At 60.3% G+C, this 21,955-nt stretch carries 21 protein-coding genes; 14 read left to right on the forward strand and 7 right to left on the reverse strand.

The features are described from left to right. Nucleotides 1–172: 172 nt before the first annotated feature. From QE453_RS15880 to QE453_RS15890, 3 genes are all read right to left on the reverse strand, one after another. The gene (locus QE453_RS15880; protein ID WP_022556104.1) at nucleotides 173–1,102 is read right to left on the reverse strand and encodes a DMT family transporter; all 930 of its coding nucleotides are present in this window, start codon (nucleotides 1,100–1,102) and stop codon (nucleotides 173–175) included. A gap of 90 nt (nucleotides 1,103–1,192) precedes the next feature. Further along, nucleotides 1,193–1,927: an AraC family transcriptional regulator gene (locus QE453_RS15885; RefSeq protein WP_309777414.1), complete on the reverse strand. Its 735-nt coding sequence runs from the start codon at nucleotides 1,925–1,927 to the stop codon at nucleotides 1,193–1,195. Between the two features lie 124 nt (nucleotides 1,928–2,051). Next, nucleotides 2,052–2,228: a hypothetical protein gene (locus QE453_RS15890; protein WP_003496171.1), complete on the reverse strand. Its 177-nt coding sequence runs from the start codon at nucleotides 2,226–2,228 to the stop codon at nucleotides 2,052–2,054. A 249-nt stretch (nucleotides 2,229–2,477) separates the two neighbouring features. Between QE453_RS15890 and QE453_RS15895 the strand changes: the two genes are divergently transcribed. Both QE453_RS15895 and QE453_RS15900 read left to right on the forward strand, forming a co-directional pair. After that, nucleotides 2,478–3,047 (forward strand): AAA family ATPase, encoded by a 570-nt coding sequence (locus QE453_RS15895; RefSeq protein ID WP_107339701.1) that lies wholly within the window; start codon nucleotides 2,478–2,480, stop codon nucleotides 3,045–3,047. Nucleotides 3,048–3,056: 9 nt separating this feature from the next. Beyond that, nucleotides 3,057–3,509 carry a type II toxin-antitoxin system RatA family toxin gene (locus QE453_RS15900; RefSeq protein ID WP_004441633.1) on the forward strand — a complete coding sequence of 151 codons (453 nt, stop codon included), beginning with the start codon at nucleotides 3,057–3,059 and terminating at the stop codon, nucleotides 3,507–3,509. Here QE453_RS15900 and QE453_RS15905 read toward each other — a convergent pair. Together QE453_RS15905 and QE453_RS15910 are read right to left on the reverse strand one after the other, a co-directional pair. Further along, nucleotides 3,491–4,000 (reverse strand): CinA family protein, encoded by a 510-nt coding sequence (locus QE453_RS15905; RefSeq protein ID WP_004441636.1) that lies wholly within the window; start codon nucleotides 3,998–4,000, stop codon nucleotides 3,491–3,493. The two genes, QE453_RS15900 and QE453_RS15905, sit on opposite strands and share 19 nt — an antisense overlap. Beyond that, the gene (locus tag QE453_RS15910; RefSeq protein ID WP_309778178.1) at nucleotides 3,997–5,184 is read right to left on the reverse strand and encodes a bifunctional 2-C-methyl-D-erythritol 4-phosphate cytidylyltransferase/2-C-methyl-D-erythritol 2,4-cyclodiphosphate synthase; all 1,188 of its coding nucleotides are present in this window, start codon (nucleotides 5,182–5,184) and stop codon (nucleotides 3,997–3,999) included. The genes QE453_RS15905 and QE453_RS15910 overlap by 4 nt, the downstream gene beginning before the upstream one ends. A gap of 275 nt (nucleotides 5,185–5,459) precedes the next feature. Here QE453_RS15910 and dusB point away from each other — a divergent pair, with 275 nt between their 5' ends. The 8 genes from dusB (at nucleotide 5,460) to hflX (ending at nucleotide 16,442) form a co-directional block, all read left to right on the forward strand. Beyond that, on the forward strand, nucleotides 5,460–6,476 hold the full coding sequence (gene dusB, locus QE453_RS15915) for a tRNA dihydrouridine synthase DusB (protein WP_207589169.1): 1,017 nt from the start codon (nucleotides 5,460–5,462) through the stop codon (nucleotides 6,474–6,476). Then, entirely contained in the window at nucleotides 6,473–7,621 is a 1,149-nt protein-coding gene (locus QE453_RS15920; protein ID WP_004441645.1) for a nitrogen regulation protein NR(II), read from the forward strand. Before dusB ends, QE453_RS15920 begins: the two co-directional genes overlap by 4 nt. Beyond that, nucleotides 7,618–9,069, forward strand: coding sequence for a nitrogen regulation protein NR(I) (ntrC, locus tag QE453_RS15925; RefSeq protein ID WP_004441656.1), 1,452 nt, complete (start codon nucleotides 7,618–7,620; stop codon nucleotides 9,067–9,069). Before QE453_RS15920 ends, ntrC begins: the two co-directional genes overlap by 4 nt. A gap of 150 nt (nucleotides 9,070–9,219) precedes the next feature. Further along, nucleotides 9,220–11,481, forward strand: a complete 2,262-nt coding sequence (locus tag QE453_RS15930; RefSeq protein ID WP_035208859.1) for a PAS domain-containing sensor histidine kinase — start codon at nucleotides 9,220–9,222, stop codon at nucleotides 11,479–11,481. Further along, the gene (locus tag QE453_RS15935) at nucleotides 11,471–12,835 is read left to right on the forward strand and encodes a sigma-54 dependent transcriptional regulator (RefSeq protein WP_004441661.1); all 1,365 of its coding nucleotides are present in this window, start codon (nucleotides 11,471–11,473) and stop codon (nucleotides 12,833–12,835) included. Before QE453_RS15930 ends, QE453_RS15935 begins: the two co-directional genes overlap by 11 nt. A 48-nt stretch (nucleotides 12,836–12,883) precedes the next feature. Next, entirely contained in the window at nucleotides 12,884–14,260 is a 1,377-nt protein-coding gene (trkA, locus tag QE453_RS15940; RefSeq protein WP_004441664.1) for a Trk system potassium transporter TrkA, read from the forward strand. 184 nt (nucleotides 14,261–14,444) lie between these two features. Then, on the forward strand, nucleotides 14,445–14,927 hold the full coding sequence (hfq, locus tag QE453_RS25290; protein WP_004441666.1) for an RNA chaperone Hfq: 483 nt from the start codon (nucleotides 14,445–14,447) through the stop codon (nucleotides 14,925–14,927). Between the two features lie 108 nt (nucleotides 14,928–15,035). After that, a complete protein-coding gene (hflX, locus tag QE453_RS15955; protein WP_309777418.1) occupies nucleotides 15,036–16,442 on the forward strand; it encodes a GTPase HflX in 1,407 nt (468 codons plus the stop codon). Between the two features lie 72 nt (nucleotides 16,443–16,514). On the opposite strand, the gene QE453_RS15960 is transcribed toward hflX, so the two are convergent. Further along, entirely contained in the window at nucleotides 16,515–16,871 is a 357-nt protein-coding gene (locus tag QE453_RS15960; RefSeq protein WP_037089260.1) for a VOC family protein, read from the reverse strand. Between the two features lie 11 nt (nucleotides 16,872–16,882). Beyond that, nucleotides 16,883–17,287 carry an SRPBCC family protein gene (locus QE453_RS15965; protein ID WP_309777421.1) on the reverse strand — a complete coding sequence of 135 codons (405 nt, stop codon included), beginning with the start codon at nucleotides 17,285–17,287 and terminating at the stop codon, nucleotides 16,883–16,885. Nucleotides 17,288–17,408: 121 nt separating this feature from the next. Between QE453_RS15965 and ccoG the strand changes: the two genes are divergently transcribed. From ccoG to ccoS, 4 genes are read left to right on the forward strand one after another with little or no spacing between them, the layout of a single operon-like run. After that, the gene (ccoG, locus tag QE453_RS15970; protein ID WP_309777423.1) at nucleotides 17,409–18,992 is read left to right on the forward strand and encodes a cytochrome c oxidase accessory protein CcoG; all 1,584 of its coding nucleotides are present in this window, start codon (nucleotides 17,409–17,411) and stop codon (nucleotides 18,990–18,992) included. Further along, nucleotides 18,989–19,489 (forward strand): FixH family protein, encoded by a 501-nt coding sequence (locus QE453_RS15975; protein WP_004441680.1) that lies wholly within the window; start codon nucleotides 18,989–18,991, stop codon nucleotides 19,487–19,489. Before ccoG ends, QE453_RS15975 begins: the two co-directional genes overlap by 4 nt. Next, nucleotides 19,486–21,777, forward strand: a complete 2,292-nt coding sequence (locus QE453_RS15980) for a copper-translocating P-type ATPase (protein WP_309777426.1) — start codon at nucleotides 19,486–19,488, stop codon at nucleotides 21,775–21,777. The genes QE453_RS15975 and QE453_RS15980 overlap by 4 nt, the downstream gene beginning before the upstream one ends. Next, the gene (gene ccoS / locus QE453_RS15985) at nucleotides 21,774–21,947 is read left to right on the forward strand and encodes a cbb3-type cytochrome oxidase assembly protein CcoS (RefSeq protein ID WP_004441684.1); all 174 of its coding nucleotides are present in this window, start codon (nucleotides 21,774–21,776) and stop codon (nucleotides 21,945–21,947) included. The genes QE453_RS15980 and ccoS overlap by 4 nt, the downstream gene beginning before the upstream one ends. Nucleotides 21,948–21,955 lie beyond the last annotated feature (8 nt).

Raw genomic sequence — 21,955 nt, forward strand, 5'->3', positions numbered from 1 at the left:
ATTTGAAGTCTTCATGTTCTCACCATCGTCATGCTCGGGCCTGCCCCGAGCATCTGCAACCTATGGAAATGACAATGGGTGATTAGATCCTTGGGATATTCCCGAGGATGACGGTGCGTGAGACGCGGCGCCGTGGATCAATGCAATCGTCTGTTTTTGGCCTTCAGGCCGATCACGCCGCAACCTTTTCAGGCCTGTGCGCCCGCATGCAGAGCACGACGCTCAGCACGACCGAGCAGATCGCCAGGACCTCGACCAGCGTCGGGCCACGCCCTTCCCAGAGAAAGCCGTAAAGCAGCGCAAACAGCGTTTCAAACAGGATCATCTGCCCAACCATGGTAAGCGGCAGCATGCGGCTCATACGGTTCCAGAAGGCATTGCCGAGGATGGACGCGGTGAAGCCGAGCCCGGCGGCGATGGCGGCGAAATACAGCCAGTCGCCCGTGCTGTGGCTTTCTCCACCCAGTGCGAAGGCGGGGATGGCGAGCGCCAGCGCAAGCCCGCCGGTCACTACACCCGTCATCATGTTCCAGTCATCGGCGCTCACATCGTGAAGGCGCGACAGCCAGCGGGCATTGCCTACGGCGAAAGCCGTCCATGAAGCCAGCGCCCCGAGCGCGCAGGCGAGGCCGATGACACGAGAAATATCCAGACCCGCATCGTTTTCCGTCAGCGACTGCCATGAGATGCCGAGAATGCCTATCGCGCCGAAGGCAAGCGACGGCCACAGCCGCTTCAGCGATACGGCACCGTGGTCGCGACTGCCGATGATGGTAACGGCAACAGGCAGGAAGCCGATGATGATTGAGGTGAAGGCGACGCCGCTCAATTTCACCGCGGTCGAGATGAAAACATAGTAGGCGATGTTGCCGATCATGCTCAGCCAGCCGAGCGCCAACCATTCGCGCGCGCCAAACCGCGCCGACACTTGTTTGAGGCGTGGCCCGATGATGACCAGCGAAATCAGCCCATAGGTCAGGTAGCGCGCCGTGGAAAGCTGCAGGGCGGAAAAATCCGGCACGAGTTTCGGAGCGAGAAATATCCCGCCCCAGAGCGCACCCGCCATTATGCCGTAAAAAACACCGAGACCAGTCCTGTTCATGTCCATCACATCCGCATTCACATTTGTCAGCGATGTGCCACAGGCGGTTGCGGCTGTCTTGACAAAAACTCCTGACGAATGTGAGCGGTTCTAATGAATGCCGTGGCGGCGGCGATACGCGGCGGGGGTCTCTCCCACCGCAAGGCGCATGGCCCGTGTCAGCGCCGTCTGGTCGGAAAAACCGGCGCTGAGCGCGATTTCGGAAATCGGCATGACGGAGTTGCTGAGCAGGGCGCATACCTTCTCCATGCGCAACCCGGAAAGCCACCGATGCGGCGGAAGACCGAATTCTTCAAGAAACAGCGCATGCAGGCGGCTGTCGCTGAGCGTCATGCAAGAGGCCAGCATCTCGATCGTCCACGGAAAGAAGGGCTCGGCCCTCACGACCCCGCTCAGCTTTCGCAGGCGCTGGCGCACATCGCCCTTCTTGTTGGCAAGACTGTCAACCAGCAGCGGCGCCCAAATGGCGGCAATATCGTCGCGGCGTCCATCCGTTCCAAACACGCTGTGCATATAGGCGATCAATTGACGTGTCTCAGGCGCAATATCGAGAAAGGGCGCGTGAGCGAATTTTTCAAGCGTCTGTTCGGGAATCACGCATTCATCGATATCCACCACCAGCGAATGATTGATGGCCGTGGCTTCCTGGGTATGCGGAAGATCGCGGTGGATAAAGACGCCGCGCCCGATGGACAACTCATCTTGCCGTCCTGCCACATCGATACGCAGGCAGCCCGAGACCGGCAGAACGATCTGAACGAATGCATGTCGCTCCTTCGGTCTTTCCTGTCTGTAGGTTCTGATGTCGGCTGATGCGGCTGTCATGACGCTGTCGTTTCCATTGGGCAAAGAAACGGCCGCCTGGAAAAGCGGCCGGTTTCATTGGTGATTATGACATTGTCTTGAAGATTGGGCCAGCCGGCTTTATCGGTCGGCCAGGCGCCGGCAATTAACAGTCTTCCTTGGCGGTCGATTCGCCGCGCTTGCGCTTGCGCAGAACCGGCTTGTTTTCTCTCGCCTCGCATTTGGCGACGTCGATCAGATAGGCGAGCACAGGCATGCCGTTCATCGATGCAAGCTGTTTGGCGGATTCGAGAAGGTTGATGATGTTGGAAAAATCGTCCATCGGCTCACTCAGTGGCTCAAAGCGGTTATGTATCGGGTCTGAACCCAAGGATGAATAGGCTGGGCGAAATAGGGAGCTTCCAGCGCCGTTGCATCCAATGGGTGTAATATTAGTCGCAAATAAATAGCAATCCCCCGCAAGGGGTTGCAATAGTCAATTTTCCGTAACTGCCATGCGCCACCCGGATATCGATTGAAAGCAATCGCCAGATGGGAGAGGGGCGCGCAGCGCTCGAATGGGGCTCAGAATATGCCGAACTACCTCGAAAAGGCGGATGATGCGGCCGCCATCATCGCTGGCGCGCAACGCATCATGATCGTCGGCTGTTCCGGCGGTGGCAAGTCCACGCTCTCGCGCAAGCTCGTGCGGCGCTTTGGACTGGAATATATCTCGATGGACCGGGAGATTTTCTGGCTGCCGGGCTGGCAACTGCGCCCGCGTGCGGAACAGCGTGAAAGGATCGCGGACTTCGTTGCGGGCGAGCGGTGGTTGATGGATGGCAGCAATCCCTCGTCGTTTGATCTGCGTCTGCCGAGAACCGATATCGTGATCTGGGTTCGCATGCCGCGCTGGCTCTGTCTCTGGGGTGCCACCAGCCGAATCGTGAAAGGCTACGGCAAGGCGCGACCGGAAATGGCGCAGGGCTGCCCTGAGCGACTGGACCGCGAATTCCTGTGCTACATCTGGAATTTCGAGCGGCGACACGCACCACTTTTCGAGCAGAATTTCGATCTCTATGGGCCGGATGTGCCGGTATGGCAGCTGAAAAGCCGAAAACAACTCCGCCGCCTTCTTGATCTTCTGCACATCGAGGATTAACTGCCGCTCATGCCCAAGTTCGAAACGCATCGTTTTGTAAAACACTCGCCGGACCGCATGTACGACCTCGTCGCCGATGTGGAGAAGTATCCGCAGTTCCTGCCCTTATGCGAAGCACTTACCGTGCGCTCCCGCAAGGAGCGCGATGGCAAGACGCTGCTGGTGGCGGATATGACCGTGGGTTACAAGGCCATTCGCGAGACCTTCACCACGCAGGTTCTGCTCAATCCCGCGGAACGGGCCATCGACGTCAAATATATCGACGGGCCGTTCAAATATCTCGACAATCGCTGGCGTTTCGATGCTGCCGAGGGCGGCTCCAACGTGCATTTCTTCATCGAATACGAGTTCAAGAACCGCCTCTTGGGCGCAGTCATGGGGTCCATGTTCGACCGTGCCTTCCGCATGTTCGCAGAAGCTTTCGAGACCCGCGCCGACAAGATCTACACCAATCCCGCCTGACGGAGGGCGATCAGCATCTCGAGCGCCGTCCTGACCGTTGCAAGACGGATGTCCGTGCGGCCGATCTCGCCATAATGCATTTCCTGATGCAGGCTCCGGCCGTGACGGGCCTTGGCGGCCAGATGAACGAGACCCACCGGCTTTTCAGCGGATCCACCCCCCGGACCGGCAATGCCGGTAACGGCAACCGCGAAATCGGCGCGTGACCGGAACAGGGCGCCGTGCGCCATCTGCAGTGCGGTTTGCCGCGAGACCGCGCCAAAGCCCGTCAGCGTTTCAGCGCCAACGCCAAGCATGTCCATCTTGGCCTCGTTCGTATAGGTGACAAAACCGCGGTCGACCACCGCCGAGGAGCCCGAAATCTCCGTCAACGCACCCGCGATCAGGCCGCCCGTGCAGCTTTCCGCGGTCGAGACCATGAGACCGTCTGCTGCAAAATCAGCAATGATCTGCCGTGCGAGCCCTTCAATATCCGCTGGAAACAGGCTCATAGCGGTCTGCCCCTGTAAACGACCGTGGCGGTGGCGATTGCTGCAATCCCCTCCCTGCGACCAACGAAGCCGATGGTTTCATTGGTCGTCGCCTTCACCGAGCAACGCTCCAGCGAGATGCCGAGCATGTCGGAGAGCGCTTCCCGCATGGCCTGCCGATGCGGCCCGATGCGCGGCGCTTCGGCGATCAGCGAGACATCGGCATTCATGATCGTGCCGCCATTGTCGCGCACCACTTTCGCCGCGTGCTCCAGAAATATGCGGGAAGGAGCTCCTTTCCATTGCGGATCGGAAGGAGGGAAATGGTCACCGATGTCGCCGGCGCCGCAGGTCGCCAGCAAGGCATCCGTCAGCGCATGCAGCGCAACGTCCGCATCCGAATGACCTTTGAGCTTCTGATCATGCTCGATGAATATGCCGCACAGCGTCACGCCTTCGCCGGCCTCCAGCTGGTGTACGTCGTAGCCGTTCCCGGTGCGCACGTCCGGCATTGCATGAGAGAGCTTTTCATCGGCCATGGCGATATCCCGCTTGAGAGTGAGTTTCACATTATCGACCGAACCTTCGGTCAATGTTACTGCCAGACCCGCCCATTCGGCAATCGACGCGTCATCGGTAAAATCCGATTTTCCCGAGGCGGCAGCAGCGCGATGCGCGGCGAGGATGTCGTCATAGTCGAAACTCTGTGGGGTCTGTGCGGCATAAAGGCCCTGTCTCGAAACCGTGTCGGTGACACGATTGCCCGCGCCGCGTTTCAGCGTGTCAGTGACGGGCAGGGCGGGTAGAACACCGCCCGCACCCTCCCGGTGCAGGGTGACAATACGTTCAAGCATATCGACGGAAACGAAAGGCCGCACCGCGTCGTGGATCATTACGTGGCTCAGGCCATGGCGGGAAAGCGCCTCCAGCCCTGCCAGAACAGACTGCTGCCGTGTCACGCCGCCAATAACCGTGGTGACGCGCTCCCCGGCATCAAGTCGCTGGAGAACCGGAGTGAGCAGCGCCGTATCGTCCGCATGGTGCACGACGACGATATGGGAAGCGTTCTTCCACTGGAGGAACGTCGACAGAGTGTGCTCGATCACCGCCTTGCCGCCGATCGGACGATATTGTTTCGGACCCTCCTCGGGAGAGCCGGCTCTTTCCCCGCGTCCCGCGGCCACGATGACGATGCCGAGTTTCATAGTACGTTCCTGCATTGGTCGTATGCTTTGCGTGCAACCCTTCGTGGTTGACAGTCATGCTCTAGCGTTTCAAAACCCGGATGGCCAGCCCGATAAGGCGGGCATCAGCCCCGCAAAGCGCAGGACATGACGTTGCTGCGCCTTCGAAGCTGCACAATTTGCCGCCGACAGCAAAACAGGCAGGCAGCCGCTCAGCAAATAAAAGGTGCAACCTTCTAAAAGTGCTTGGCAACTGCGCAAACACTGTCTAAAAATAATGCAAATAACCCTTCTGCATGAAAGATCATCATTTGGCCCTTCCGGAGTTGTCAGAACCGTTCAGCATCGGGTCAGTTACGATCCGTAATCGGGCTGTGCTGGCGCCCATGTCGGGCGTGACGGATCTGCCTTTCCGACAGCTCGCCTGGCGTTACGGAGCGGGCCTCGTGGTGACAGAAATGGTGGCAAGCCGGGAGCTTGTCGCCAATCGCGGGGAATCCTGGGCGCGGCTGAAAAATGCAGGCATGGTTCCGCACATGGTGCAGCTTGCGGGGCGCGAGGCGCATTTCATGGCCGAGGCGGCGAAGATCGCCGCTGGCAATGGCGCCGGTATCATCGATATCAATATGGGCTGTCCTGCCAAGAAGGTGACGGGCGGTTATTCAGGCTCGGCGCTGATGCGCGATCCCGATCACGCGCTTTCGCTGATCGAGGCGACTGTCAAAGCGGTCGATGTGCCGGTGACCTTGAAGATGCGGCTCGGCTGGGATGAAAACAGCATTAACGCACCTGATATAGCTCGGCGCGCCGAAGCAGCAGGCGTTCGCCTTATTACCATTCACGGTCGCACCCGCATGCAGTTTTACGAGGGGCGGGCGGATTGGGATGCCATCCGCGCCGTGCGTGAGGTGATTTCCGTGCCGCTGATCGCCAATGGTGACATCGAGACGGCGGAAGATGCTCGCGAAATCCTGCGGCGGTCGGGTGCGGACGCCGTCATGGTCGGTCGCGGCGCGCAGGGGCAGCCGTGGTTGCCGGCGGTGCTCGCGGGACATGCAGCGCCGCATCGAGAGGATATCCCCGCCATCGCCGTCGAACATTATGAGATGATGCTGGAATTTTACGGAAGGGAAGCCGGCCTCCGGCATGCCCGCAAACATCTCGGCTGGTATCTCGACCGTTTCGCGCCAGGTATCGCCACGACTGACAAGGCAAAAATCATGACATCGCGCGAGACGGGGGAGGTGGCAGACCTGCTGCGTTCCGCCCTTTGCGAAAATGCGGGCGAAGATGCCGCAAGGAAGGCCGCATGAGCGCTGATAAACACAGCCCCGCAGATGCGAACCCGCTCGCCATGGCGGTTCTGAACGCGGTGCAGAATCCCGTCATTCTGGTGGATGCCGAAGGTTTTATCGCCTTCGCCAACTGGGAAGCCGAAGCCTTTTTCGGCGCCAGCGCCTCCCACCTCGCGCGCTATAGGGTTTCCACTTTCATCCCCTTCGGCAGCCCGCTGCTTGCCCTGATCGATCAGGTGCGGGAGCGCCGCGCGCCGGTCAATGAATATCGCGTTGATCTGAGCTCGCCGCGTCTCGGCCAGGACAAGCTGGTCGATCTTTATGTCGCGCCCGTCGTCAGCGAGCCTGGATCGGTCGTCGTCGTCTTTCAGGAACGGTCTATGGCCGACAAGATCGACCGGCAGCTGACCCATCGCGCTGCTGCCCGCTCCGTCACCGGCCTTGCCTCCATGCTCGCGCATGAGATCAAGAACCCTCTCTCGGGCATTCGCGGCGCGGCCCAGCTTCTGGAGACCTCGGTCGCGGATGAGGACCGGGCGCTGACCCGGCTGATCTGTGACGAGACGGATCGCATCGTTTCGCTGGTCGACCGCATGGAGGTGTTTTCCGACGAGCGGCCGGTGGATCGCGTGCCGGTCAACATCCATTCGGTTCTCGATCATGTAAAGGCGATCGCCAAGGCCGGTTTCGCCCGTAACATCAAGATATCGGAGAATTACGACCCGTCGCTGCCGCCGGTCTACGCAAACCGCGACCAGCTGGTGCAGGTCTTCCTCAACCTGGTCAAGAATGCGGCCGAAGCGGTGGCCAATCAGTCGGATGGCGAGATCGTGCTGACGACCGCCTATCGTCCCGGGATCCGACTATCGGTTGCCGGCAGCCGGGAGCGCATCTCGCTTCCGCTGGAATTCTGCGTGCATGACAATGGCCCGGGCGTACCCGCCGATCTCTTGCCGCATCTTTTCGATCCGTTCATCACCACCAAGACGAATGGTTCGGGCCTCGGTCTGGCGCTTGTCGCCAAGCTGATCGGCGCCCATGGCGGCATTGTCGAATGCGACAGCCAGAACCACCGCACGACTTTCCGCGTATTGATGCCCGTCTCGCCGGAAGTGGCGCTCGACGACAGCACTTTGCCGAACACGACAGGGAATGACCAATGACAGCTACGATCCTCGTCGCCGATGATGATGCCGCAATCCGCACGGTGCTCAACCAGGCGCTGAGCCGCGCCGGTTATGACGTGCGCATCACCTCCAATGCTGCAACGCTCTGGCGCTGGGTTTCGGCAGGTGAGGGCGACCTTGTCGTCACCGATGTCGTCATGCCCGATGAAAACGCCTTCGACCTTCTGCCGCGCATCAAGAAAGCCCGTCCGGACCTTCCCGTTCTTGTCATGAGCGCTCAGAACACCTTCATGACCGCCATCAAGGCCTCGGAAAAGGGTGCCTACGATTACCTGCCCAAGCCCTTCGACCTGACAGAACTGATCGCCATCATTGGCCGGGCTTTATCGGAGCCCAAGCGCAAGCCGGCGAAGCTGGACGACGACATGCAGGACGGCATGCCGCTCGTCGGTCGCTCCGCCGCAATGCAGGAAATCTACCGGGTTCTCGCCCGCCTGATGCAGACCGACCTGACGCTGATGATCACGGGTGAATCCGGTACGGGTAAGGAACTGGTGGCCCGCGCGCTGCATGATTACGGCAAACGCCGCAACGGTCCGTTCGTTGCCATCAATATGGCGGCCATCCCGCGCGATCTCATCGAATCCGAACTCTTCGGCCATGAAAAGGGTGCCTTTACCGGCGCTCAGAACCGCTCCACCGGGCGTTTCGAACAGGCCGAGGGCGGCACGCTCTTCCTCGATGAAATCGGCGACATGCCGATGGACGCCCAGACGCGCCTGCTGCGCGTATTGCAGCAGGGTGAATATACGACGGTCGGCGGACGCACGCCGATCCGTACCGATGTCCGTATCGTCGCGGCAACCAACAAGGATCTGAAGCAGTCGATCAATCAGGGCCTGTTCCGCGAGGACCTCTATTATCGCCTGAACGTGGTGCCGTTGCGCCTGCCACCTCTGCGGGACCGCGCCGAGGATATTCCCGATCTGGTTCGCCATTTCATCCAGACGGGCGAGAAGGAAGGCCTGGAAGGCAAGCGTTTCGAGACCGAAGCTCTTGAAGTCATGAAGGCCTATGCCTGGCCGGGCAACGTGCGCGAACTGGAAAACCTGATCCGCCGCCTGATGGCGCTTTATCCGCAGGAAGTCATCACCCGCGAGATCATCGAGCAGGAACTGCAATCGGATGTTCCCGACAGCCCGCTTGACAAGATGGCGGTCCGCACCGGTTCACTCACCATCTCGCAGGCGGTCGAGGAGAACATGCGGGACTATTTCGCCAGCTTCGGCGATGGCCTTCCGCCGCCCGGCCTTTATGACCGCGTGCTGCGCGAACTGGAGTATCCGCTGATTCTGGCTGCGTTGACTGCCACGCGCGGCAACCAGATCAAGGCTGCCGATCTTCTCGGTCTGAACCGAAATACCCTGCGCAAGAAAATCCGCGAGCTGGGTGTTTCCGTCTATCGCAGCTCCCGCCCCAGCTGAGAATGTTGACAAGGCCGCATTTGTCGTTGCATTTTCGCCACATTGTGTTGCTTGGAAAACACTAGGAAGGACAGGGATTCGCCCCACATGTGCGAACCTCGCCTGACTTCATGACTGTGGCGCTGGCTGGCCAGCGATTGGGAGTAGTGCATGCGGAAACCCGCCGCCGAAAACGCCGTTGCCGACGAAGCAGCGGGCATGGTGGTCGCCGATCGCAGGATGTCTTTCGCTCTGCCGGGGCTGGTGCTCGCCGGCGTGGCCCTCGTGTGCGCCATCATCACGCTTTTCGTTCTGCTGGGCGTTACGCCAATCGCGCCGACATCGAATGTGGTCATCGCTTCCGTCGTCATCAACTCGATCTTCGTGATCGGCCTGATCTTCCTGATCGGTCGCGAAATCAACCGGCTGCTGAAAGCGCGCAAAAAGGGCAGGGCGGCGGCGCGTCTGCACGTGCGCATTGTCGTCCTTTTCTCCATCGTGGCGATCACGCCCGCAGTGCTCGTCGCCATCTTCGCCAGCCTGACGCTGAATGTCGGTCTCGATCGCTGGTTTTCGCTGCGCACCCAGTCGATCGTCGATTCATCAAGTAATATCGCCCAGGCATACATGATGGAGAATGCCGGTTACCTCCAGGGGCAGACCCTGTCGATGGCGACCGACCTCGACCGCAACCGCGCTCTTTTTTATCTCGACCGCACCGGATTCGTTGATCTTATGACCCGCCAGGCGAAAGGGCGCGGCCTTCTTGGTGCGTTTCTCGTGCAGGAGGATGGCGACGCCGTCGCCCAGGCCGACATCAAGACGGAAAAGCCGCTTCCCGCGATACCGCATGACGCGCTCGAAAAGGCGGCCGCCGGCCAGCCGACGCTGATCCCGCCCGGTATTACCAACCTCGTAGGCGCCATCATCAAGCTCGAAGGCATCAGCGGCACATTCCTTTATACGGTGCGTGCGGTCGATCCCAAGGTGATGGGCGCGATGCGGTTGATGGAAGAGAACCGCGCCGAATACAAGGCCATGGAGGCGGGCCGCGCCCCGCTGCAGATCGCCTTCGCAATTCTCTATCTCGGTTTTGCGCTGATCGTGCTGCTCGCGGCAATCTGGACGGCCATTGCGGTGGCCGACCGTATCGTGCGGCCGATCCGCCTTCTCATCAGCGCCGCAGACAGCGTTGCCACCGGCAACATGCATGTCCTCGTTCCAGTTCGCGCTGTCGATGGCGACGTCGGGCGCCTGTCCCGCACCTTCAACAAGATGGTGTCGGAACTGCGCAGCCAGCAGGAGCAGATCATCGAGGCCAAGGACGACATCGATGATCGCCGCCGTTTCATCGAGGCCGTGCTGTCAGGCGTGACCGCCGCGGTTATCGGCGTTGACGAAAACCGCAGGATAACCATCGTCAATCCGTCGGGCGAAGAGTTCCTCGCACAAACGTCGGAACAGCTCATTGGCGCACAACTCTCCGAGATCGCGCCTGAGATCGAACAGGTCGTCAACGAGGCCAACAGCTGGTCGCGCGGCAACTTCCGCAAGCAGATCAACATTATGCGGCGTGGCAAGGAACGAACGCTGAATGTACAGGTAACGCGCGAAGACGCCCGCGACAGCCGTGACAGCTACGTCATCACGCTCGACGACATCACCGATCTCGTCATCGCGCAACGCTCGACGGCGTGGTCGGATGTCGCGCGGCGTATCGCGCACGAAATCAAGAACCCGCTGACGCCGATCCAGCTTTCCGCCGAGCGCATCAAGCGCCGTTTCGGCAAGCAGATCGACGAAAGCGACCGCGCCGTCTTCGACCAGTGTACGGACACCATCGTCCGGCAGGTCGGCGATATCGGCCGCATGGTAGATGAATTCTCCGCTTTTGCGCGTATGCCGAAGCCAACGAAGGAAAAGTCGGACCTGAGGGCGATCCTGAAGGACGCAGCGTTTCTCCGGGAAATCAGCGCCGCTGACACCAAGTTCACGACGGAGCTGGGCGACACCCCGCTGGAGGGCATGTTCGATGCCCGCATGCTGGGGCAGGCCTTTGGCAACCTCATCAAGAATGCGACGGAAGCCATCGAAGCGGTGGAAGGCGAAAAGCGGCCGGGCAAAATCCTCGTTCGCGCGTCCTTCGACGAGACCAACTCGCGTTTTGTGGCCGACATCATTGACAATGGCCGCGGTCTGCCGGTGGAAAATCGCCACCGCATTCTCGAACCCTATATGACGATGAGGGATAAGGGCACGGGCCTTGGCCTCGCCATCGTCAAGAAGATCATCGAAGAGCATGGCGGGTATCTGGAACTCCATGATGCCCCGCCGGAGTTCGATCATGGCCACGGCGCCATGATCAGAGTGCTGCTGCCCTATATCGAGGCGGTCGGCGGCGAAAATAACAAGGAAGCAGCATATGGCGTCTGATATTCTGGTCGTGGATGACGAGGCGGACATTCGCGAAATCGTGGCGGGCATTCTCTCCGATGAGGGGCATGAAACGCGTATGGCGTTCGACAGCGACAGCGCGCTGGCCGCCATTTCGGAACGCGTGCCGCGCCTGATCTTTCTCGACATCTGGATGCAGGGTTCGAAGCTCGACGGTCTGGCGCTGCTCGATGAGATCAAGAGCCGCCATCCCGAAATTCCGGTCGTGATGATCTCGGGTCACGGTAATATCGAAACCGCCGTCAACGCCATCAAGCGCGGCGCCTTCGACTTCATCGAAAAGCCGTTCAAGGCGGACCGTCTGATTCTCATTGCCGAACGCGCGCTGGAAAACTCCAAGCTGAAGCGCGAGGTTCAGGAGCTCAAGAAGCGCACGGGGGATGCGGTTGAACTTGTCGGTGCGTCACTTGCGGTATCGCAGCTGCGCCAGACCATCGACCGGGTCGCGCCCACCAACAGCCGAATCATGATTCTCGGCCCGTCAGGTTCCGGCAAGGAACTCGTGGCGCGGATGATCCACAAAAAGTCGTCTCGGGCGACAGGTCCCTTTGTTGCCCTTAACGCCGCGACGATCACGCCGGATCGCATGGAGATTGCACTCTTCGGCACCGAAGGCCTGCCTGGACAGCCCCGGAAGGTGGGCGCACTGGAAGAAGCCCATCGTGGCGTTCTTTATCTCGACGAAGTGGGCGAGATGCCCCGCGAGACCCAGAACAAGATCCTCCGCGTGCTTGTCGACCAGCAATTCGAGCGTGTGGGCGGCGGCAAGCGGGTGAAGGTGGATGTGCGCATCATTTCGTCGACGGCTCATCACCTCGAAAGCCTGATCGCTGAGGGCCAGTTCCGCGAGGATCTCTACCACCGTCTCGCCGTCGTGCCGGTGAAGGTACCGGCGCTTTCCGAGCGACGCGAGGATATTCCCTTCCTCGTCGACATGTTCATGCGGCAGATTTCCGAACAGGCTGGCATCCGCCCGCGCAAGATCGGCGACGACGCAATGGCCGTTCTTCAGACCCATGACTGGCCGGGCAACATCCGACAGCTTCGCAACAATATCGAGCGGTTGATGATACTGGCGCGTCCCGAAGGCGGTGAAGCCCCGATCTCTGCTGACATGCTGCCGTCCGATATCGGCGACATGCTGCCGAAGATATCGGCTCAGGGCGATCAGCACATCATGACGCTGCCGTTGCGCGAAGCTCGCGAAATGTTCGAGCGAGACTATCTGGTGGCGCAGATCAACCGATTCGGGGGCAATATTTCGCGAACGGCGGAATTTGTCGGCATGGAACGCTCTGCACTGCATCGCAAACTGAAATCTCTCGGCGTATAAGGGGCCAGGGCCAGGTCGCCGTAACCGATTATCCGTCAGAGAGACAGCATGAGAGTCATCATTTGCGGCGCAGGGCAGGTGGGTTACGGCATCGCCGAACAATTGTCGCGCGAGGACAACGAAGTATCCGTCATCGATACTGCCGCGTCCTTGATAACCGCCATCACAGAGACGCTTGATGTCCGCGGTTACGTCGGCCATGGCGCGCATCCGGACATGCTGGCCAAGGCCGGAGCGGACCAGGCGGACATGATCATCGCCGTGACGCTGCATGACGAAATCAACATCGTCGCCTGCGAGGTTGCGCATGCCTTGTTCAGCGTGCCGACCAAGATCGCCCGCATCCGCGACCAGAGCTATCTTAAGCCTGAATATGCCGATCTCTTCAGCCGCGAAAACATGTCCATCGACGTGACGATCTCGCCGGAAGTTGAAGTCGGCAAGATGGTGTTGCGGCGCATCGCCTTTCCGGGCGCGACCGACGTGGTGCGTTTCGCGGACGACACGGTCTACATGCTGGCCATCGAATGTATGGAGGACTGCCCGGTCATCAACACGCCGTTGCAGCAACTCTCCAGCCTCTTTCCAGACCTTATCGCGACGGTTGTGGGTGTCTACCGGGATGGTTTCCTCAAGGTGGCGCATTCTTCCGAACAATTGCGGGTCGGCGACCTTGCCTACGTCATCTGCCAGCGGCAACACGCCCGCCGCACGCTCAGCCTGTTCGGTCACGAAGAGCAGGAGGCGCAGCGCATCGTTATTGCGGGCGCGGGCAATATCGGCCACTTCGTTGCCAGCAAGATCGAGGAGTTGCAGCCAAAGACGCGGGTGAAGATTATCGAAGCGGATCGCGACAGGGCGGTTGCCGCATCGGAACAGCTCAGCCACACCATCGTCATGCATGGTTCAGCGCTGGACCAGAAAATTCTCATGCAGGCCGACATTCAGGACGCGGACCTGATCGTCACACTTACCAATAACGACCAGACCAATATCCTGGCTGCGGTCATGGCCAAGCAACTCGGCTGCAAGTCGAACCTCGCGCTTTTGAACAGTTCCTCCTTTCACGAGGTTGCCGACTCGCTCGGACTTGACGCCTATATCAATCCGAGGGCGGTCACCATCTCCCGCGTTCTCCAGCATGTGCGCAAGGGTCGTATTCGCTCCGTCTATGCCGTGCAGCGCGGTTCGGCAGAGGTGATCGAGGCGGAGGCGCTGGAAACGTCACCGCTCGTCGGTCAGTCCTTTCGTGACGTTGAAATGCCCGAAGGCGTCCGTATCGGCGCGATATATCGCGATGGCGTGGTCATCCGGCCGGACGGGAGCACCAAGATCAAGGCGAAAGACCGTGTCGTACTGTTCGCCTCCGCCGACGCGGTGCGGGACGTGGAACAGCTTTTCCGCGTTTCGATACAATATTTCTGACTGTTTCGACGGCAGAAAACGGGTCAATACTCGTACCCATTCGACTGTTTTCGCCGTTGCCGAACAAGACACGATTTGATACCAGAGTTTGAGGTCGGCCAAACGGGGGACGAGATTTGGCCGGCTTATTATTGATTGATTATTTTCCGGTATCCCTGCCGGCAAAAAAGAAAGAAGCGGCGCCATGGCGGAACGTTCTCAAAACCTTCAAGATCTTTTCCTCAACACCGTACGCAAGAAAAAGATTTCACTGACGATCTTCCTGATCAACGGTGTGAAGCTCACGGGCGTGATAACGTCCTTCGATAATTTCTGCGTTCTGCTGCGCCGGGACGGTCATTCGCAGCTGGTTTACAAGCATGCGATCTCGACCATCATGCCCGGACAGCCGCTGGAACTCGAAATCGAAGAAGGTCCGGACCGCTCGCAGAACCTTCAGGACCTGTTCCTCAGCACGGTTCGCAAGAAGAACATTGCGCTGACGATCTTCCTGATCAACGGTGTCAAGCTCACGGGCGTGGTCACGGCTTTCGACAATTTCTGCGAGCTTCTGCGTCGCGACGATCACGCACAGCTTGTCTACAAGCACGCTATTTCGACCATCATGCCGGGTCAGCCGATGCAGATGTTCGAAAACGAAGAAGGCGCTGCACGCGAGGCGTCCTGACCTTCTCGTCTTAATGGAACCAACCGCACCGGGAACTTATTTGCCGCTGGGCGGTTGCTTCCTATTGACGTCCGCGCCGGCGCGGACGAATTCCAACCGCCTTTCCCGATGAGGACTGCCATTTCGACCCGCGACACCTCGAACGAATCGATCATTCCCGAGCAGGAAAGACACCGCGACGACATGCGCGCCGTGGTTCTTGTGCCGGTCCTGAAGCAGCGCGACACCCGCGACACGGCTGCTACGCCCGCCGCTGCTGGCCGCTCGGTCGAGGCGAAGCTTGAGGAAGCGAAGGGGCTGGCGCTCGCCATCGATCTCGAGGTGACCCAGGGGCTCATCGTCGCGGTCAACCAGCCACGCCCGGCGACATTGTTCGGCACCGGCAAGATCGAGGAAATCGGTCATCTTCTGGATGAAACCAATTCCGGCCTGGTCATTGTCGACCATCCGCTGACGCCGGTACAGCAGCGCAATCTCGAAAAGCATTGGAATGCCAAGGTTATCGACCGAACGGGCCTGATCCTGGAAATCTTCGGGCGCCGAGCCTCCACCAAGGAGGGTACGCTGCAGGTCGATCTTGCGCATCTGAACTATCAGAAGGGTCGCCTCGTTCGAAGCTGGACCCACCTTGAACGCCAGCGCGGTGGCGCAGGCTTCATGGGCGGCCCCGGTGAAACGCAGATCGAGGCTGACCGGCGCCTGCTTCAGGAACGCATCGTCAAGCTCGAGCGGGAACTGGAGCAGGTGGTGCGAACCCGCCAGCTTCATCGCGCCAAGCGCCGCAAGGTGCCGCATCCGATCGTGGCGCTGGTCGGGTATACAAATGCCGGCAAGTCGACGCTGTTCAACCGCATTACCGGTGCGGGCGTTCTGGCCGAGGACATGCTGTTCGCCACACTCGATCCGACATTGCGGCGCATGAAACTGCCGCACGGCCGCACGGTGATCCTGTCCGATACGGTCGGCTTCATTTCGGATCTGCCGACACATCTGGTCGCGGCTTTCCGTGCGACGCTGGAAGAAGTGCTGGAAGCCGATCTCATCCTGCATGTCCGCGATATGTCCGATCCGGACAATGCCGCGCAGTCGGCGGATGTGCTGCGTATTCTCGGCGATCTCGGAATTGACGAAAAGGAAGCCGAGCACCGTATCATCGAGGTCTGGAACAAGGTTGACCGCCTCGATCCGGAAGCCCACGACGCCATCATGCAAAGAGCCGAAGGCAGCGCCAATATTCGTGCTGTCTCTGCGATCACCGGCGAGGGCGTCGATGCCCTGATGGACGAGATTTCGAAACGCCTCTCCGGTGTTCTGACGGAGACGACCGTGGTCCTGTCCGTTGAACAATTGCCGCTGATTTCCTGGGTCTACAGCAATTCCATCGTCGACGGGCGGGAAGATCACGAGGATGGTTCGGTTGCCCTCGATGTTCGCCTTTCCGAAGCGCAGGCCGCAGAGCTGGAACGCAAGCTCGGGAAGACGACCACACGCGAGCGGGAGGACTGGGAACGCTGAGCGCTCCCGGCCGCCCCTTATTCCAAGTCATTCTTCCGCGCAAAGCCGAGAATTGACGTTTGCCGAAACGTCTTACGCCGCAGACCAGACCGCCAGTTCATATCCATCGGGATCGGTAAAATGGAACCGGCGTCCGCCGGGAAAGGCGAAGATTGCGACGCTTATCTCGCCACCCGCCGCCACCACCTGCCGCTGGGCATCGTCGATATCGGCCGCATAGAGAATAACCAGCGGTCCACCCTTCGCGGAAACCGGCGCCGTGGTGGTAAAACCGCCGGTCAGACGGCCGTCGGAAAATTCGCAATATTGCGGACCGTAATCCTTGAAAGACCAGCCGAAAGCGCCGCCGTAAAAGGCTTTGCTGCGCTCAATATCGCTCACGTTGAATTCGACATAGTCGATTCGCCGGTCGTTGCCATTTTCCGTCATCATTTACTCCATCACGTCTCTTCGAGCAGCGCCTTCAAGGCTTCGAGATCGGCTGTGACAGCCCTCGCATCCCCGTTGAAATCCTCGTCCGTCATCCCCTCAAGACGAAGCAGCGTGAAACTGACCTCGGCGCCACTGCCGTTCGGGGTCACCCTGAGCGCGTTATAGACCTTCAGGCCATCGGGCAAGGTGACGACGTGATCCACGACCCCGAATTCGTTTGCTGGCGCAAAATTCACCCTGACCTCGCCGAGTGGTCCGCCTTCGGCGATCCAGTCTTCGCCATCCGGCCTGAGGCCACCTGCCAGTCCGGCAGCCCAGCGAGCCATGTTGTTCGGATCGGAAACGAAGTCATAGACGTGACTCCACGGCTTCTCGATAGGCAGATGAATGATTCTCGACTGCATGACAGACATTTCATCCTCCTCTTGCGGCACGCTCCTCTTGCTGCGCCACTTTGTCGTCACTTGATGCAAGTCAAGGATGTTTCACCGCAGAGATGGGAGAAAGCAAGGAGATAAAAACCGGACTCCTATCATGAACATCTATCGCGCCGGACAGGAACGCCAGCAGCAGCCCGTTGAAAGGCTGGACGCGGAGGCCGTCAATTCCGCAAAAACGCGCAAACCGCTTTACGAAGCACGCAGGAAGATTTTTCCCAAGCGCGCGGAAGGTCGGTTCCGGCGGTTCAAATGGCTTGTCATGCTCGTCACGCTCGGCATTTATTATCTCACGCCGTTCCTGCGTTGGGACCGTGGCCCCTATGCGCCCGATCAGGCGGTATTGATCGATATCGCCAATCGACGCTTTTATTTCTTTTTCATCGAAATCTGGCCGCAGGAATTTTTCTTCGTCGCGGGATTGCTGGTCATGGCGGGGTTGGGGCTGTTTCTCGTCACGTCCGCCGTGGGACGTGCGTGGTGCGGTTACACCTGTCCCCAGACAGTGTGGGTGGACCTGTTTCTCGTCGTCGAACGGGCGATCGAGGGTGACAGAAATGCACGCATGAAGCTGGACGCCGCGCCCCTTACAGTCGGCAAACTCCGCAAGCGAGTGTTGAAGCACGCGATCTGGCTGGTGATTGGCGCCCTGACCGGCGGCGCCTGGATTTTCTACTTCGCCGATGCGCCGACGCTGGCGCGGGAATTCGTCACCGGCCAGGCGCCCATGATTGCCTATTCGACCGTCGCCATCCTCACCGCCACGACCTATGTCTTTGGCGGGTTGATGCGGGAACAGGTCTGCACCTACATGTGCCCTTGGCCACGCATTCAGGCGGCGATGCTGGATGAGAATTCGCTTGTCGTCACCTATAACGACTGGCGCGGCGAGCCACGCTCGCGGCACGCCAAAAAGGCCGCCGCAGCGGGGGAGAGCGTCGGCGATTGCGTCGATTGCAACGCTTGCGTCGCGGTCTGTCCCATGGGCATCGACATCAGGGACGGGCAGCAGCTGGAATGCATCACCTGCGCGCTCTGCATCGATGCCTGCGACGGGGTGATGGACAAGATCGGCAAGCCGCGTGGCCTGATCGCCTATGCCACGCTTGCCGAGTATCAATCCAACATGGCGCTCGCGACCGGCAACGGTCAGCACGCAATCCGCCCAGCCAACGTGCGTGAGGAAGACGGCAAGTTCAGCAAGCGCGTGCGCCACTTCAACTGGCGCATTATCTTCCGTCCGCGCACACTGCTTTATACTGCCATCTGGGCGGCTGTCGGCATTGGCATGCTGTTTGCGCTGGTGACGCGCGAGCGGCTGGCTCTCAATGTTCTTCACGACCGCAATCCGCAATATGTGCTGGAATCGAACGGATCCATCCGCAACGGCTACACCGTGCGCATCCTCAACATGGTGCCGCAGCCGCGCACAATGAGCCTGACCATCAATGGCCTTCCTGATGCAGTGATGAAGATAAACGGTATGCCCGATGCGGCCGCGCGTGCCCTTGAGGTGACGGTGGAGCCGGATGAAGCGACGACGCTGAAGGTCTTCGTCACCCGGCCGGGCGGGCGCGTCGCTCGGGCCGCGGAAAATTTCGAGTTTATCGTCAGCGATACGGGCGGCCATGAGACGGCCCGCTATGACGCTGTTTTCAACGCTCCGGGAGCGACAAAATGACCGTGAACAATCGTCACACGTCCGGTTTCACTTTTACCGGCTGGCATATGCTGGGCGTCATGCTGCTGTTTTTCGGCACCGTCATCACCGTCAACATGGTGATGGCCTGGAACGCGGTCAACAGCTGGAGCGGGCTTGTCGTGCCGAATACCTATGTAGCCAGCCAGCAGTTCAACGCGAAGGCGGAAGCAGCCAAGGCGAGGGCGGCGACCGGCATCAAGGGTAAACTTGCGGTGGACGAAAGGACGGTCCGCTACGAGGTCTTTCATCCCGATACCGGCCCGGTCGATACCGATCAGGTGATCGCGCATTTTCGCCGGCCCGTCGGGGAGCGCCAGAATTTCGACATGGAGCTGACCCCGGTTGCCAAAGGGGTCTTTACCGGCCCGCATGACATGCTGCCGGGTCAGTGGATCGTAGAAATTACAGCCGTCAAGAACGGCCGGATCATCGTGCACGAGGGCACGCGGATCGCCGTTGTCAGGGGGCGCCAATGAGCTGTTGTGCACCGGGGACAGAAGGATCGCTGCAACTTGCCGATCCGGTCAATCCACCGTCGTCAGAGGAGCTGATGCTGGCAAGCCGTGATCTCGGGCAGGGTCTCCGCCAGACCGATCTCAGCGTGCCGGATGTTTATTGCGGCGCCTGCATCACCACCGTGGAGAGCGCGCTCGGCCGCTTGCCGCAGGTGGAGCGGGCGCGGTTGAACCTTTCGTCCAAGCGTATTGCGATTGTCTGGAGAGAAGAGGTCGAGGGTGTCAGGACCGATCCCGCCGACCTTGCCCGCACCATTCTGGCGACGGGATACCGCACGCATCTTTTCGCCAGTGGTCAGGACGCTTCCGACGCGTTGCGTTCGCAGCTGATCAGGGCGGTTGCGCTATGCGGCTTTGCCTCGGCCAATATCATGCTGTTGTCCGTTTCCGTCTGGTCCGGCGCGGATGCGGCGACGCGCGACATGTTTCACTGGATTTCGGCGATGATCGCCGCCCCGGCGCTGATCTACGGTGGGCGTTTCTTTTATCAGTCGGCCTGGAGCGCGCTGAAACACGGCCGCACAAACATGGACGTGCCGATCGCACTGGCCATCACGCTGTCCTATGCCGTTTCGCTGTGGGAGACGATCCACCACGGTGAACATGCCTGGTTCGATGCGACGGTGTCGCTGCTGTTCTTCCTGCTGATCGGCCGCACGCTCGATCATATCATGCGCGACAAGGCTCGTTCGGCGATTGCCGGGCTCGCCCGGCTTTCGCCACGGGGCGCGACCGTCCTCGGTGAGAACGGAACACGCGAATACCGCCCGCTTGCTGATATCGAGCCGGGAATGTCGATTGCGATAGCGGCAGGAGACCGTGTGGCGGTGGACGCGGTGGTCGAGAGTGGCAGCAGCGATCTCGACATGTCGATCGTCAATGGTGAAAGCGCGCCACGGCGTGTTGCGGCGGGTGACAGCCTGCAGGCGGGTACGCTGAACCTTACCGGTTCGCTGGTGGCCCGGGTGACCGCCTCGGCCAGGGATTCATTCCTGTCGGAGGTCATCAGTCTGATGGAGGCGGCCGAAGGTGGGCGAGCGCGTTACCGCCGTATTGCCGACCGGGCCGCAAGCTATTATTCGCCCGTCGTCCATCTTCTGGCGCTTGTGTCGTTTCTCGGATGGGGTTTCTTCGGTGGCGACTGGAAGCAGGCGATGCTGATCGCCATCGCGGTTCTCATCATCACCTGCCCCTGCGCGCTCGGCCTTGCCGTTCCCGTCGTGCAGGTGGTGGCCGCGGGAAGGCTTTTCCGGCACGGGATCATGGTCAAGGAAGGGTCGGCCATGGAGCGACTGGCGGAGATCGATACCGTACTGTTCGACAAGACCGGCACATTGACCATCGGCAGGCCGCGACTGGTCGAGACGGGCGAGGTAAAGCCCGCCACCATGGCAATTGCGGCAGGACTTGCTGCCCATTCCCGCCACCCCCTCTCAAAAGCTCTGCATGCCGCCTACAGCGGCCCTTTGCCGGCGTATGAGACGGTGCATGAAATCCCGGGTTCGGGCGTCGAGGCGAAGACTGGTGTGGGAACCTATCGGCTCGGTAACCGCCGTTTCGCGTGCCCGGATGATGAGGGTGCCGACAACGGCAATGCGCGGTCGGAGGTGGTGTTGTCACTCGATGGCCGCCTTCTGGCGAGCTTCGGTTTCGATGACAATCCGCGCGCAGGTGCGGCTGCGGCATTGCGCAGCCTGTCGGTGCGGGGTTTGGCTCAGGAAATCGTTTCGGGTGACCGGGCAGCAGCTGTCAGCGCCATGGCCGACCGGCTGGGGATCGCCAACTGGAGCGCGGACCTGTCGCCGAAGGACAAGGCGGCGCGTTGCGCCTCGCTTACCGGGGAAGGGCACAAAGTCCTGATGGTGGGAGACGGTATCAACGATGCGCCGGCGCTCGCCGCCGCACATGTTTCGATGGCGCCCGCCACCGCGGCCGATATCGGTCGGCAGGCCGCCGATTTTGTTTTCATGCAGGAGGACCTCGATGCCGTGCCTTTCGCGATCGAGACATCGCAGCAGGCCGGAAAGCTCATCCGGCAGAACTTCGCGCTTGCCATCGGCTATAATATCATTGCCGTGCCGATCGCGATTGCTGGTTATGCGACGCCGATGATCGCGGCCATCGCCATGTCGACATCCTCGCTGATCGTCGTCGCCAACGCATTGCGCCTCGCCGGATCGGTTGAATCCGTCGGTCGTCGGAATGAACCAGAGACCGGGTTTGCGGGCGAGGGGGCGCAACTGGCATGAACATGCTGATCTATCTCATTCCCGTTGCGCTGCTATTAGGCGCACTTGGACTTTTTGCCTTCCTCTGGTCCGTGCGTTCGGGCCAGTATGAGGACATGGATGGGGCCGCCTGGCGGGCGCTGGACGATGGTGATAACCGGCCGCGATCCTCGATTTCGAATGGGCCATGACCTGCCGC

The organism is Agrobacterium sp. SORGH_AS_0440, assembly GCF_031453135.1.
GTDB lineage: Bacteria > Pseudomonadota > Alphaproteobacteria > Rhizobiales > Rhizobiaceae > Agrobacterium > Agrobacterium pusense.

What these genes read in the sequence shown, in the direction of transcription:
- QE453_RS15880 (WP_022556104.1), bottom strand. Translation starts at nt 1,102, where the DNA reads ATGAACAGGACTGGTCTCGGTGTTTTTTACGGCATAATGGCGGGTGCG.
- QE453_RS15885 (WP_309777414.1), bottom strand. Translation starts at nt 1,927, where the DNA reads ATGACAGCCGCATCAGCCGACATCAGAACCTACAGACAGGAAAGACCG.
- QE453_RS15890 (WP_003496171.1), bottom strand. Translation starts at nt 2,228, where the DNA reads ATGGACGATTTTTCCAACATCATCAACCTTCTCGAATCCGCCAAACAG.
- QE453_RS15895 (WP_107339701.1), top strand. Translation starts at nt 2,478, where the DNA reads ATGCCGAACTACCTCGAAAAGGCGGATGATGCGGCCGCCATCATCGCT.
- QE453_RS15900 (WP_004441633.1), top strand. Translation starts at nt 3,057, where the DNA reads ATGCCCAAGTTCGAAACGCATCGTTTTGTAAAACACTCGCCGGACCGC.
- QE453_RS15905 (WP_004441636.1), bottom strand. Translation starts at nt 4,000, where the DNA reads ATGAGCCTGTTTCCAGCGGATATTGAAGGGCTCGCACGGCAGATCATT.
- QE453_RS15910 (WP_309778178.1), bottom strand. Translation starts at nt 5,184, where the DNA reads ATGAAACTCGGCATCGTCATCGTGGCCGCGGGACGCGGGGAAAGAGCC.
- dusB (WP_207589169.1), top strand. Translation starts at nt 5,460, where the DNA reads ATGAAAGATCATCATTTGGCCCTTCCGGAGTTGTCAGAACCGTTCAGC.
- QE453_RS15920 (WP_004441645.1), top strand. Translation starts at nt 6,473, where the DNA reads ATGAGCGCTGATAAACACAGCCCCGCAGATGCGAACCCGCTCGCCATG.
- ntrC (WP_004441656.1), top strand. Translation starts at nt 7,618, where the DNA reads ATGACAGCTACGATCCTCGTCGCCGATGATGATGCCGCAATCCGCACG.
- QE453_RS15930 (WP_035208859.1), top strand. Translation starts at nt 9,220, where the DNA reads ATGCGGAAACCCGCCGCCGAAAACGCCGTTGCCGACGAAGCAGCGGGC.
- QE453_RS15935 (WP_004441661.1), top strand. Translation starts at nt 11,471, where the DNA reads ATGGCGTCTGATATTCTGGTCGTGGATGACGAGGCGGACATTCGCGAA.
- trkA (WP_004441664.1), top strand. Translation starts at nt 12,884, where the DNA reads ATGAGAGTCATCATTTGCGGCGCAGGGCAGGTGGGTTACGGCATCGCC.
- hfq (WP_004441666.1), top strand. Translation starts at nt 14,445, where the DNA reads ATGGCGGAACGTTCTCAAAACCTTCAAGATCTTTTCCTCAACACCGTA.
- hflX (WP_309777418.1), top strand. Translation starts at nt 15,036, where the DNA reads ATGAGGACTGCCATTTCGACCCGCGACACCTCGAACGAATCGATCATT.
- QE453_RS15960 (WP_037089260.1), bottom strand. Translation starts at nt 16,871, where the DNA reads ATGACGGAAAATGGCAACGACCGGCGAATCGACTATGTCGAATTCAAC.
- QE453_RS15965 (WP_309777421.1), bottom strand. Translation starts at nt 17,287, where the DNA reads ATGTCTGTCATGCAGTCGAGAATCATTCATCTGCCTATCGAGAAGCCG.
- ccoG (WP_309777423.1), top strand. Translation starts at nt 17,409, where the DNA reads ATGAACATCTATCGCGCCGGACAGGAACGCCAGCAGCAGCCCGTTGAA.
- QE453_RS15975 (WP_004441680.1), top strand. Translation starts at nt 18,989, where the DNA reads ATGACCGTGAACAATCGTCACACGTCCGGTTTCACTTTTACCGGCTGG.
- QE453_RS15980 (WP_309777426.1), top strand. Translation starts at nt 19,486, where the DNA reads ATGAGCTGTTGTGCACCGGGGACAGAAGGATCGCTGCAACTTGCCGAT.
- ccoS (WP_004441684.1), top strand. Translation starts at nt 21,774, where the DNA reads ATGAACATGCTGATCTATCTCATTCCCGTTGCGCTGCTATTAGGCGCA.